Source organism: Paenibacillus sp. FSL R10-2788, assembly GCF_038003885.1.
GTDB lineage: Bacteria > Bacillota > Bacilli > Paenibacillales > Paenibacillaceae > Paenibacillus_AQ > Paenibacillus_AQ odorifer.
Genome location: NZ_JBBOQA010000001.1, coordinates 4,415,526 through 4,428,566, shown reverse-complemented (window position 1 = coordinate 4,428,566; position 13,041 = coordinate 4,415,526). Strand labels below are relative to the sequence as shown.

At 41.4% G+C, this 13,041-nt stretch carries 12 protein-coding genes; 10 read left to right on the top strand and 2 right to left on the bottom strand.

Annotation, left to right across the window (positions count from 1 at the left end; genetic code table 11):
- Nucleotides 1-62: 62 nt before the first annotated feature.
- Nucleotides 63-671 (bottom strand): methyltransferase family protein, encoded by a 609-nt coding sequence (locus NSQ50_RS19695; protein WP_076225072.1) that lies wholly within the window; start codon nucleotides 669-671, stop codon nucleotides 63-65.
- Nucleotides 672-778: 107 nt separating this feature from the next.
- On the opposite strand from NSQ50_RS19695, the gene NSQ50_RS19690 reads away from it, so the two are divergent.
- Nucleotides 779-1,309 (top strand): hypothetical protein, encoded by a 531-nt coding sequence (locus NSQ50_RS19690; RefSeq protein WP_076225071.1) that lies wholly within the window; start codon nucleotides 779-781, stop codon nucleotides 1,307-1,309.
- Here the strand turns inward: NSQ50_RS19690 and NSQ50_RS19685 are convergent.
- Complete coding sequence (locus NSQ50_RS19685; RefSeq protein ID WP_081384448.1) at nucleotides 1,279-1,827, bottom strand: MepB family protein; 549 nt, start codon at nucleotides 1,825-1,827, stop codon at nucleotides 1,279-1,281. The genes NSQ50_RS19690 and NSQ50_RS19685 overlap by 31 nt on opposite strands.
- A 252-nt stretch (nucleotides 1,828-2,079) precedes the next feature.
- On the opposite strand from NSQ50_RS19685, the gene NSQ50_RS19680 reads away from it, so the two are divergent.
- The 9 genes from NSQ50_RS19680 (at nucleotide 2,080) to NSQ50_RS19640 (ending at nucleotide 12,902) form a co-directional block, all read left to right on the top strand.
- Nucleotides 2,080-2,271, top strand: coding sequence for a cysteine-rich CWC family protein (locus NSQ50_RS19680; RefSeq protein ID WP_076141099.1), 192 nt, complete (start codon nucleotides 2,080-2,082; stop codon nucleotides 2,269-2,271).
- Nucleotides 2,272-2,357: 86 nt separating this feature from the next.
- Nucleotides 2,358-2,927: a 5' nucleotidase, NT5C type gene (locus NSQ50_RS19675; RefSeq protein WP_076225070.1), complete on the top strand. Its 570-nt coding sequence runs from the start codon at nucleotides 2,358-2,360 to the stop codon at nucleotides 2,925-2,927.
- A gap of 219 nt (nucleotides 2,928-3,146) precedes the next feature.
- Nucleotides 3,147-4,847, top strand: a complete 1,701-nt coding sequence (locus tag NSQ50_RS19670) for a molecular chaperone HscC (protein WP_076225069.1) — start codon at nucleotides 3,147-3,149, stop codon at nucleotides 4,845-4,847.
- Nucleotides 4,844-6,328 (top strand): J domain-containing protein, encoded by a 1,485-nt coding sequence (locus tag NSQ50_RS19665; protein ID WP_076225068.1) that lies wholly within the window; start codon nucleotides 4,844-4,846, stop codon nucleotides 6,326-6,328. Before NSQ50_RS19670 ends, NSQ50_RS19665 begins: the two co-directional genes overlap by 4 nt.
- A gap of 16 nt (nucleotides 6,329-6,344) precedes the next feature.
- Entirely contained in the window at nucleotides 6,345-7,022 is a 678-nt protein-coding gene (locus NSQ50_RS19660; protein ID WP_051491590.1) for a DUF1266 domain-containing protein, read from the top strand.
- A gap of 681 nt (nucleotides 7,023-7,703) precedes the next feature.
- Entirely contained in the window at nucleotides 7,704-8,327 is a 624-nt protein-coding gene (locus NSQ50_RS19655; protein ID WP_038572259.1) for a TetR/AcrR family transcriptional regulator, read from the top strand.
- 42 nt (nucleotides 8,328-8,369) lie between these two features.
- A complete protein-coding gene (locus NSQ50_RS19650) occupies nucleotides 8,370-9,617 on the top strand; it encodes an MFS transporter (RefSeq protein ID WP_179087784.1) in 1,248 nt (415 codons plus the stop codon).
- Between the two features lie 166 nt (nucleotides 9,618-9,783).
- Entirely contained in the window at nucleotides 9,784-12,123 is a 2,340-nt protein-coding gene (locus NSQ50_RS19645) for an ABC transporter permease (RefSeq protein ID WP_076100187.1), read from the top strand.
- A 14-nt stretch (nucleotides 12,124-12,137) separates the two neighbouring features.
- The gene (locus tag NSQ50_RS19640) at nucleotides 12,138-12,902 is read left to right on the top strand and encodes an ABC transporter ATP-binding protein (protein ID WP_036688966.1); all 765 of its coding nucleotides are present in this window, start codon (nucleotides 12,138-12,140) and stop codon (nucleotides 12,900-12,902) included.
- Nucleotides 12,903-13,041 lie beyond the last annotated feature (139 nt).

The window sequence follows — 13,041 nt, the reverse complement described above, 5'->3', positions numbered from 1 at the left end:
GTCTTGTAAAAAATGTAAAATGATAAAGCGAATATAAATTATCCGAGCTGTGATAAAAGATTTTAAAATAGAAAATATCTAGGTGTATTATTGGAATATTGGATATATTCATCTCTGAATACGGACTTTAAATGTTGCTCTTCTTGAAGAATTAGTAAATGAATCGCGGCAATGTTAAGAATGAATATTAGGAGTGTTAACAGATTGGGGTACATCAGATACAATCCCAGAAACATGAGATCAAACCCGACAAATGCAGCGTTTCTACTATATTTATAAATACCGTGTGTGATGAGTTTGGTTACAGTAGTCTTATCAATCCCAACTCTCCATGAAGTGCGCATAGCAATCATAGCTTGAATGAAAATAAAACATCCGAGGGCAGCTACACCAACACCGCTAAAGTGAATTACAGGAATATCAAACGGTTTACCTACAAGTGTAACCATAAAGGACTCTGCTACGGAAAAAACAAACCATGCTGCGCCCCATAAAAAAGTAGAGGTTTTTACCAATAGCTCGGTATAATGGATCTTAGATAGTTTATCGCCTTTAGCCAGAACGTTTCCTTTAATGTGGTTTTTCTTGTAAAGTATAAGGAGCTTTAATAGATAAGAAATTAGGAAGATGCAGAAAAGAAGTAGAGATAGGATATTTTTAAGATCGCTCATTATGATTTCCTCCTTACCAATACATATGAATGATTGCTCATATGTTTGTTTATATCTTATTTCCTAATATTGTACATGTCAACTAATTATTGATTTAGGGGGATATCGTGAAAACAAATGTATACAAAAAACGGTGGCTTTGGGTGTTGGTTATCGTGGTTATTGCACTTGCAGGTACTGTAATCGGTATGCTGCTTACGCAAACTGGGCTTGCAACCTTTACTTCCGATGCTTATGGAGTCTCTTTGAAGTATCCAATGGAATGGGTCGTAGATTCAGCAGATGATGAGAAGGGTCAGGGGGAGGATGGTTATTTTCAATTATCCGCTATGTCTGGAGAGGGACAATCAATAGATGAAGTAGCTGAAATTATTGCCTCCCATCAGCTGAAGCCTTATGGCTCCAATCCGCAAATCACTGAACTGACATTAGAGAGGTTAAAAGAGGAAGAGAAGGCAAAGTTGATTATGCCTTCTGCTGACCAAGGGGAGGAATGGAATCATCAAGCGGCGCTTATAATTAAATATCCCGAAGCGGTGAAAATAGGAGATGATGTATACTATTATTTTATTTTGCAGGGCGATAAGGAACATGTGGAGGAGATAGGTCAGACCGTAAGATTTACAGGTAAACCGTAAAGTGCTTGTGCACGAAGGTAGTCTATGGGTTTATTTACAGGGATATCCAAGAAATATTCCGACTGCCATGTTTGCGTTTTTTGAGCTTGGCGACTCGTGGGATTGTCCCAAGGCGGGTAGACTCGAAAAGCTCTTTTTCCACCTTCACCTTTAGCAGATAGAATATCTTGTTCTCCTAGGACAGCTTTTGGAAAAATAAATTGGCCAAAGTGATTCCCATTTCGTGTACTTATAACGAAGAGATCAGCAGGATCTGAGATGTCATAGGGTTGGATGGGATGATCTCCAATTCGCTCCCATAGTGTCACAAATTGCCCGACTTTAGTGGGTGTGATTTTAGCCACCCGGAATCTAATGGCCAGCGCATTTAAGGTAAAGATATATGCTCCGTATTCCGCATTTTGCGGTTCAAGAATTGGTTCGGAGCAATCAAACCTGCAAGGATTATATACTTCTTCCATGGTAGCAAGTAAGTCACTATGTAGGGTATCTAAAAAGCTCATCTTCTTATCATTCATCTGTTATTCTCCCATTTGAGTTCGTAATGTTCACTATCTTAATGCAAGTGAACCGAGTTCACAAGTCTAGGAATAATAGAGAAATTGGGCTTATGCTAAACTAGGGATCTTCAGAAGTGGTTATGGCGGAAACCTATTCGGGGGGGTGTTTGTTTTACTTACTGACGTATTGTCATTTGTTGGATTTTTTTATTAATATGGTTTTCCAAAGAAAAATAGTTTGTGATTTTTGGGGGAGCAGAAATTTTGGATATGATGAACATACTGGTTGAAGAACGCCATTGTCCTTTATGTAAAGAATTGAATCGTTGTGGCGCTGAAAGTGGTGACTGTTGGTGTTTCCATACAGAAATTCCACTCGAATTGCAAGAACAGATCCCGGAAGAACTGAGAGGGAAAGCTTGTATCTGCCAAAAATGCGTAGAAGCATTTAATAAACATTAACCGGGATTTTAATTAAACTCTCGACGAAAACCGTAATTTCATTGTATATAATTAAAGTGTAATCTAAAAAAATAATGGAGGCGCAGATGAGGAAGCCAATAATTGCAGTAGATATGGATGATACAATTTGCCATCTAGTGAAGCGAGCCATATACCATAATAATAATGATTTTCCCACGCATCTGCTACGGTATGAGGAAATGCTTGATTGGAATACGGATCATTTACGTCATCCGGATTGTACACAAGAGATTTTCTATGGGCGGCCCGGTCTGTATGAAGAGCTTGAACTGTTTGACGAACATGTCGTAGAAGAAATGGAGAAACTGCATAACGCTTATGATGTAATTATTGTTACGGCAGCCCAACCCCAGTCGGTGGTGGAAAAATGGAACTGGCTGCAGAAGCATATGCCGTTTATTCCGATTGAAAATTTCTTTACCTGTAAGCGAAAAAATCTTATTAGCTACGATCTATTGATCGATGACGGGGTGCATAACCTGGTTCCAGCATTGCAGGAGGGAAGAAAAGTGCTTTGTATTCCGCATCCATGGAATTTGCGGGCCCGTGAACAATATGCTTTTCCATTATTGACCTCATGGGAAGGTGCAAAAGAGAAGATAGATCAGATGTTAGGACGTCCAGAGAACGAATGAGACTGTTTTTTATAGATGATGTACAGAAAAATATCCTCCGCCAAAAAATGAAGGTATCCCATTAGCCATTATGGCTTTTGAGATACCTTTTTATATGTCTATTGCAGAAGCGCAATTTCATTATTATGCACTGAATGTAAATATGTTGAATTAGTGACATTTCGATTCTTGGACTCTTTTCTTTGTATATTATTGTATATAAAAGGAGTGGAGATAGTAGTGAGAACAATCGGAATTGATTTAGGAACGACCTATAGTCTTGCTGCTTATTGGGACGGCAGTCAGGCTGTAATTATTCCCAATGTACTCGGGGAGCATGTAACACCCTCGATTGTTAGTGTAGATGCAGGGGGAGAAGTATTAGTTGGAAGAATCGCACAGGAACGACTGATTACACATCCACAGTTAACCGCCTCGACTTTTAAGCGCTTTATGGGATCAGCAAAGAAATATACGCTAGGTTCGATGACTTTTACTCCTGAAGAGTTATCTTCTTTTGTTCTGCGGTCACTGAAAGAGGACGCGGAAAATCATCTAGGTGAGTCCGTAACGAAAGCTATAATCAGTGTTCCGGCTTATTTCAATGATGTTCAGCGGAAAGCAACTAAGAAAGCGGCTGAGCTGGCTGGTTTACAAGTAGAGCGGCTTATTAGTGAACCTACGGCGGCAGCACTCGCTTATGGCCTGCATCAGAATCAGGAGACTTCATTTCTTGTTTTTGATCTGGGTGGAGGAACCTTTGATGTGTCAATTCTGGAGCTTTTCGAAGGGGTAATGGATGTTAAGTCGATTGCCGGAGATAACTATCTAGGCGGGGAAGATTTCACGGAGATACTAGTGGCCTATTTTATCCAAAAGAATAAGCTGGACGCGGAATCGTTAACACCAATAACGAGGTCGATGTTGTATAAGCAGGCAGAGCAGAGTAAACGAATTCTTGGTACAGAGTCTGCTGCGACTATGCGGATAGTTATTAAAGAGGAAGAATACGTGCTGACTATAGATCGCTTAGAGCTTGAGCAATTGGTGCAACCGTTACTAATACGTCTAAGGCAGCCGATAGAAAGAACATTGCGGGATGCTTCTTTGCAGCCTTCCGATCTGGATGGGATTGTGATGATTGGGGGTGCGACTAAAATGCCTCTGATTAAGCAAATTATCAGCCGTATGTTCGGGAAAATGCCTTATGCGAATATCAGCCCAGATGAGACAGTCGCACTGGGAGCTGCGGTTCAGGTGGCCCTGAAGCAGCGTGATCAAGCGCTGGACGAAATGATTTTGACGGACGTTTGCCCCTATACATTAGGGACCAGTGTTCTGCGTAGAGGTTCAAGTGGACAAACGTCATCTGGACATTACTTTCCGATCATTGAACGTAATACTCCGATTCCTGTTAGCCGGGTAGAACGTCTATATACAGCTGCAGATAATCAGAAGATCATAAGTGTGGATGTGTATCAGGGGGAGAGTCCTCGCGTTGAAAATAATCTTTTCCTGGGAGAAATGGAGTTTCAGATTCCGCAAGCACCTCGGGGAGAAGAAAGTATTGATGTCAGATATACATATGATGTGAATGGGATTCTTGAGGTGGAGGTTACAACAGTTTCAACAGGTCAGAAGCATCAGATGATCATCGAGCAAAATGCTGGTGCAATGACGAAAAAGCAAATTGAAGCTCGTTTACTGGAACTGCGGAGTATCAAAATTCATCCGCGTGAGCGTACCGAGAACAGGCTTCTGCTTGCTAGAGGTGAGCGTTTATATGAAGAGGTGCTTGGGGACCAACGGAAGTTTATCGCACAGTGTCTGAAAGTATTCGAAGATGCTTTATATACTCAGAACGAGAAAGTGATTGAAAAAGCGGCACAAGCTTTCAATGAGCAATTGGCGGAAATTGAAGGGTGGTCATACTTCACATGACAATCTGGAGTATGTTGGAGATTGAACCCACAGATGAACTAGCTATCATCAAAAAGGCCTATGCCAAAAAACTGAAATCGCATCACCCCGAAGATGACCCTGAAGGATACCAGCAGCTTAGAGAAGCTTATGATACAGCTGTGAAATGGGCCCGCTCCGGGCAGCGTATAGCAAGCACTGTCCCTTCATTTGTAGGTGAGGATAAGAAAGAAATAGCGGAAGCAATATCAAAAGAAATAGAAGAAATGGTGATACAAGCAGAAAAAGTAATACGAGTAGATGAAGCTGAGGAGGAAGAAGGCGAGGAGGAAGAACAAGAAGTTGAGGAGGTAGACACCGAGGAAGAAGTAGAAGGGGCAACTTCTATACCGCATGAAAACGAGTGGGCGCTGGTTCGCCCTCTTCCCATCCAACTTGATGCTGATCTTCAAGAACAGCCAGCAGATATTTTTGACAGACAAATTAGGGAACTGTATGCGGATTTCTCGCGCCGGATTAAACAAGCTTCGTGGCATTCACTTTTGAATGAAGATTTCATGTGGAGTATAGAGCATCGTGATCGGCTAAGGGATAAGCTTATGTTGTTCCTTGATCAGCATCGGAATTTGCCTCATGCCGTATGGGAGGCTTTGGATTCATTTTTTCATTTTCGTGAGGACAAGGAAATATTTCTTCAACGTTATGATAATAAGTTAGTCGAGTACATACTAGGGCAGGTCGACGGAAGTTTGGAGATGCGTTATGAGTGTTTCCTTTTGCAGGCGTCTCTTGAGTTTGACATAGAACACTATCTAAATTTGAGGCGATCCGCTCAATTCATGCTGATGGAGGATAAACATACTGAAGCTGGTCAACTGCTCGACGAAGCAAATAAGCTGTTTCAGAATGATCCGGATCTGCAATTAATGCGAGCTAAGTATTGTCTGGATACTGCTGATTATATGGAAGCGCTGGTGTGTTTAAACCAAGTAACCACTATGTGGCCTAACGAAAGAGACGGTTACTTATTAAGAGGGCGGCTTCTCTACTATTTGCAGCGTTATGAGGAAGCGATGAAGGATTGTGAATATCTGTTGCAGGAGGATGCTGGAAATAGAGATGTGCAATGTTTAATTCTGGAATGTAAGATTGCACGTTCTCAAATTGAGGAAGCTCTTACACAAACGGAGACAAATGAGCCTAAAAAAGACGAGTTCGTTCATTTTCGTTATCTTGCGAATAAGTACATGTTGAAGAACAAAAAACTGTATCCACAACGTCTTCGTATCTCTTCGCTAGTAACCATTGGAAAGAACATTATAGGGCCTATATTATTCTATCTATTGGTTTTCCTGAAATTAAGCTGGTTCTATATTTTGGTATATACCATATGTTATTTTTCAGTTTCTGAGCTTCCCCCGCTTGTCAATGCGGTGTTCATTCTTATTATTCTATGGAAAATCAGGAACATTTGCAAAACAGCATACTTATTCTCGAACTAATATCAGGAGGCTCTACATGCTGAAGGAATACAATGTTAAGCAAAGAAAACGATTGGAAATGTATTTCCGCTGTCTTTCCTCTACCTGCATACGTGGTCTCTTAGGGAGATACTATGTGGTTTATGAGTTTGATTTCAGTAATGTCTTCTTCAAAAGAGGATTAATCAAAAATGCTTGTGAAAGATGGAATATCGAGGATGCTAACTCCTTTCATCGCCAAATTCGCTGGCTTTTAGAAGATGGCAACCGTGCAGAATATAGATCTTTACATGCTCGTTTAGCCACACTTTCCGAAACCTCACGCAGTAAATATCTTGAGGCACATAAGGATCATGAGGATTTTGTTAATCTGAAGGTTGTTGCACAAGGAATACATCAGTTGCCTTCTGGTGACATTTCTGCTTTTGGGTTAGCTTGGGTAATTTATCTGAGCCGGATTGGTTATGTTGAGGATTATTTGAAGAAGGAAGAAGCCTGGGAATACAAAATAGAAGCAGCAAGGCAGCTACAAGAACGTTATAGCAGTTGGGCGGATTATTATATAGCCTATTCCTTGGGCAGCAAATTTTCATTAGTACAATCCGGCGGATTAGATAATCTTTTTGAGACGGGATTGCAGAAGCTCATGCGAAATAGCAGCATTCTATACAGGGAAGCCGTTTGGGGGCAAAATCTGCAGCCGGAAGCCACTTAGTCCGTACTTAGGTAATTAATACCTATTGAATACCTATAGAATACCTATCCCGTGTAGCTTAAGGACCCAAAGGACGCTATTTGCAAATTTATAGCCCTTTGAGCCGGTTTTCGGACTCCAGTGCAGCTATTCCTTGAGGAAGGGGTCTTTTGTGGTGTTTTTCATGTCAATAGTGGCTATGCGGTCCGTTAGGATTCCAAATGGGGGATAATGCAGCATATAAGGTCAGCTGTGTCCGATAGGCTATTATGTCGTAAGTGTAAATGTGATATAAGCAAACGAAGTTTAGTGTTACAACACGAGCAAAGGTTTCGCTCAACGGATCAGATCAAAGAGCAAGCTAAAAGTAAAACGCAGCCGGAAGACCAAACAGTAAAACCCAACAGTAAAACCAAACAGTAAAACCAAACAGTAAAATCCAACAATAAACAATAAGACCCAACAGTAAAACCTAACAGTAAAATCCAACAGTAAACAATTAGACTAAACAGAAAATAGTAAGACTAAAACCAACAGTAAAACTCAAAAGTGAATCACAAAAAAAGAGGGAGTTCCAGCTGCTATAACATAGCTTTTGTAATTCTCTCTTTTTGTGATGCCGGATTAATCTTGACAGGATCTGATATTTGTATATAATTGGAATAGACCGACGGTCGGTCAATAGAATGGAGGACGTTTCAGATGAGAATTTCCAAAGAAGCGGAAGAACGTAGAAATGAAATATTGGATACAGCAGAAATGCTGTTTTTTACGAAAGGGTATACCAAAACGACAGTGAATGATGTCTTGCAGGCTATAGGTATTGCGAAGGGAACCTTTTACTATTATTTTAAATCGAAGGAAGAGGTCATGGATGCTGTAGTGCTGCGATTTATTGATGTTGGTGTAGCAACCGCTAAGCAAATTGCTGCAGATCCTAAGCTGACCGTTCATGAAAAGCTGCTGCAAATCATTATGGCGCAAAAGCCGGATACGGACAGAAAAAGCCAAATGATTGAGCAGTTCCATCAGGCTGATAATGCACAGCTGCACCAGAAAAGCTTGGTGGAAACCATTTTGCGGCTAACTCCTGTTTTGACGGAGGTCATTGAGCAGGGCATAGAGGAGGGACTGTTTCACAATCCGTATCCCCGGGAGACGATGGAATTTCTATTGATCACCTCTCAATTTCTTTTTGATGAAGGTATATTCAAGTGGCAGCCTGAGGAAATCATCCAGAAGATAAGAGCTTTTATCTATACGATGGAAATTACGCTAGGGGCGGAGAAAGGTAGCTTCGACTATGTGTTTCAAATGTTTGAGTAGGGGAGAGGGAATATTCTGAACAACAAATCCTTCGGAAATTTTATGATCATTTGGATGGGGGAGTGGATATCCAGTATTGGCAGCGGGTTGACGGCTTTCACCTTAGGGGTTTATGTGTTCCAGATGACGCAGACTGCCTCTAGCGTGGCACTTTTAACCTTATGTGCTTTTCTCCCTTCCATTGTGCTCAGTCCTTTTGGCGGCGTGTTAGCGGATCGGTTTGATCGTCGATTGATGATGATAGCAGGGGATTTGTTATCTGCTTTTGGACTAGTATATGTTCTCATCATCATGCTGCTGGGTGAACCTCATTTATGGCAGATTTGTCTGGGTGTGACGTTTAGTTCGATTTTTGTATCCTTGCTTGAACCTGCCTACAAGGCTACCATTACAGATTTATTAACAGAGAAGCAATTTGCCAAGGCCAGTGGTTTAGTTCAGCTTGCTGCGTCCTCAAAATATCTTCTTTCCCCTATCCTTGCCGGGATTTTGCTTAGCTTTATGGATATAACAACTATCCTGCTTATAGATATCTCAACCTTTCTAGTTACAGTTCTTGCAGTGATGGCTGTTCGCAGGAATCTACAGACTGAACACAGAGTCCCAACGAATCAGTCGTTTGTAAAAGATTTGAAGGAGGGCTGGGATGCTCTTATTTACACGAAAGGTGTACTGCAGCTTACGATCATTTTGTCTGTCGTTACTTTTTATGTGGGTTTTCTCCAAACCTTATATACGCCTATGCTTCTACCCTTTACGGATACGAAAACTCTAGGCACGGTATTGTCTGTAAGTGCTATAGGGATGTTGCTCGGCAGTCTGATTATTGGAGTTTTTAGCATCGATCGTAAATATATTAAAGTATTAGCGCTCGGCCTAGGATTCGCCGGTTTGTTTTTTTCATTGGTGGGTCTGACCACGAATGTTGCTTTTATTACAGCTGCTGGCTTTTTATTTTTTGCAACGTTGCCTTTTGTTAATACCAGTGCTGACGTTATGATTCGCAACCATATCCCAAATGACACACAGGGGCGGGCATGGGGGATCATTGGCATTTTATCACAACTTGGTTATGTGGCTGCGTATGCTTTTGCTGGCATATTGGCTGATAAAGTGTTTAATCCTCTTTTACGAGAGGGAGGTCTGCTTGCTTCATCAGTAGGTAAGGTGATAGGCACAGGGGAAGGACGGGGAATCGGCTTATTATTTATCATCTCTGGTTTGCTCATCATTATTATGGCATTTGTGATCCCCCGAATGAAATCCATTCGCTGTCTTGAACGTGAATAATTAAACGAATTAAAAACCATAAAGGAAAGAAATGAAGAGAAAGTTTGGAACTGTAGGAGCGATAGCGACCGCCTTTGTCTCCGGAAGTCCAAATTTTCGCGCAGTGACACTAATTCTAGTGATTATCTGTAGGTGGATTCAACTAAGGAGAGGAGAAGGCCCGTCAATGCTGCTACGAATTGTAAAAAGAGACCTTCAACGCAATAAAATCATTACCTTCGGATTATTTGTGTTTATCATGTTATCGGCTTTGCTTGTTGCTTCTGCGTCGCAAGTGATTATGGAATTGTCGGGGTCCTTGAATCAGCTATTGATTAAATCCAAAGCCCCTCATTTCGTGCAGATGCACGCAGGACAAATCGACAGCTCAGCAATCGAGAGCTTTACAGCTACTAATCCACTGGTGAAAGATCAACAAACCGTAGAGATGCTTAACTTGGATGGATCTAACGTTTATCTAGGCAGTAACCAAGGCTCGGAAGCAAACAGCGTGATGGATATCGGCTTTGTAGAGCAGAATCCTTCGTTTGATTTGCTGCTGAATTTAGAGAACAAGGTGATTGAGGTATCGGCAGGAGAAATCGCTGTCCCCATTTATTATATGAAGCAAAAGAATTTGAAAATCGGCGACGTAGTTAGCATTCTAGGTGAACAGTTCGATAAAAAGTTTGTGATTACTGATTTTGTAAGGGATGTCCAAATGAATCCAGCCATGGTCAGCTCCAAACGATTTGTCGTAAATACTGCTGACTTCATAGCGCTGAGACAGAATCTGGGTGAACCTGAATACCTGATTGAATTTCAGCTTACGGATCTATCCAAGCTCAATGATTTCCGCAATGAGTATCAATCCTCAAATCTGCCCAATAAAGGCCCCTCTATTGACTATCCTTTATTTAAAACGCTGAATGCACTGACGGATGGGATTATCGCAGTTGTTATTATTTTGGTAAGTGTTCTGCTGATGCTGATTGCTATTTTATGTCTCAGATTTACGATGATCGCTACCTTGGAAGAGGATTACAGAGAGATAGGTGTCATGAAAGCGATTGGGATCACGCAGCAAGATATTCGCAGCATTTATTTAGCAAAATATATCGTGATGGCAGCCGTCGCCTCTGTATGTGGATATTTACTATCTTTAGGTGTGGTGCGTTTGTTTACAGCCAATATTACTTTGTATTTGGGCGTTGCTCCTGCCAGTATACTTCAATATTTTGTTCCTGTCCTGGCGGTAGGTTTGATCTTTGGAGTTGTTGTATTCTTTTGCCGGATGATTCTTAGACGCTTTAATCGCATCACGGTTGTAGAAGCTTTACGGTCAGGTACGAGGGGTGAAGCAAGGATTAACACAAGCAGATTTTCACTTAGTAAGCGTAAATTTGTTAACGTGAATGCTTTTCTCGGGGTAAAAGATGTTTACGGGCGCTTCACCATGTACGGATTATTGTTCTTCGTATTTGTGATCAGTTTGTTTATCGTTTTAGTGCCAGTGAATATATTGAATACCCTTCAGTCTCCCCGGTTTGTTTCTTATATGGGCGTCGGTCAGAGCGATATTCGTATAGATTTGCAGCAATCGAACCAAATAGAGAAGCGTTTTAATGAGATGATAACCAAGCTTGAAAATGACCCGGACATCTCTAAATTATCTCCACTGATTACTTCTAGATTTAAGGTATTAGGTAGTGATGGTGTATGGGAATCGCTAAATGTTGAAACCGGTGACTTTACTATTTTTCCGCTCTCGTATGTTAATGGAGGAACTCCTAGCAGTGCAAGTGAGATCGCTCTTTCTGACCTGAACGCCAAGGAACTGAATAAAAAGGTGGGGGATACCGTTCTTTTAGAGGTTGCTGGGGTGGCAAAAAAATTGACTGTTAGCGGGATCTATCAGGATATAACTAATGGTGGCCGAACCGCAAAAGCGCAATTGCCATATGATCCGAAGACGGTTCTCTGGTATGTAGTAGCTTTGGATGTGAACCCGGGAATTTCCGTCCAGGCAAAAATGGATCAGTACACCAATTTATTTTATCCAGCAAAAATCACTCATCTGCAAAGCTATTTAGCTCAAACATTAGGAAATACAATTCGCCAATTGAAGCTAGTTACAGGCTTATCCATCGTTATCGCATTTTCGATTTCGGTATTGATTACCTCTTTATTTCTGAAAATGCTGCTTGCCAAGGATTCTTCGCAAACCGCTATTTTGAGAAGTGTTGGCTTTACGTTAGGAGATATTCGTAGGCAGTATCTGGTAAGGATGCTGATAATATCAGGGCTGGGCGTCATTCTTGGTACTTTTGCGGCTAACACTCTCGGGCAAAAAATTGCTCAAATGCTAGGCTCTTTTATGGGTGCTTCTAAGATACAGTTTGTAATCAATCCGGCGGTAGCCTATCTTATTCTTCCGCTACTTTTCATGCTGATTGTAGCGCTCACCACCGTAACAAGCACGATCTCAATGAGAAAATCCAGTATAGCCAAACTAATTGTCGAATGATAGGAGGTGGCAGAATGTTCATATTAGAGACGAAGGGGTTAAAAAAAAGTTATTCAACAGGGCAAGGAACTCCGCAGTCGATATTAAAGGATGTTCAGCTTCAGGTGTCACAGGGGGAATTCATAGCTGTCATGGGACCTTCTGGTTCAGGAAAATCAACATTGCTGTATACGATCAGCGGGATGGATAAGTTGACAGCGGGAAGTGTTATTTTTAAAGGGCAGGAGATCAGCGGAGTTTCAGAGAACGAATTAGCCGGACTGCGCTTAAAGCATATGGGCTTTATTTTTCAGCAAATGCATCTGTTAAAAAACTTGAATATCCGCGACAATATCATCCTGTCTGCTTATCGGGCGAGAACCAGCAGCCGTAGAACTATCAATAAAAGAGCAGCCGAGTTAATGAACAAAACAGGAATTGCTACGCTGGCTGAACGTGATATTACACAGGTGTCAGGAGGACAATTGCAAAGAGCAGCAATCTGCAGAGCACTCATTAATCAGCCAGATATATTGTTTGGCGATGAGCCAACCGGGGCGCTTAACTCAAAAGCAGCTAGTGAAATCATGGACATATTAGCAGATATTAATCAATCAGGAACAACGCTTATAATCGCCACACATGATGCTAAAGTCGCTGCTCAAGCTGAGCGTGTCTTATATATGCTAGATGGCAGCATTGCAGCTGAGCAACGGCTTGGAAAATATAATCGCGTAGATGGTGAATTGAAAAGGCGGGAGGAGAAGCTTGCGGCCTGGCTATTAAAGCTGGGATTCTGATTGGGGATCTAGCGCTGTACGAATGTCAAACAACGTTTTACAGTTTAATATCTGCCCAGCACTAAAACCTATTTTATATGCAATAATAACCACTCAATGCGAAGGCATTAAACAATTAAAAAAACTATTAACGCACCTC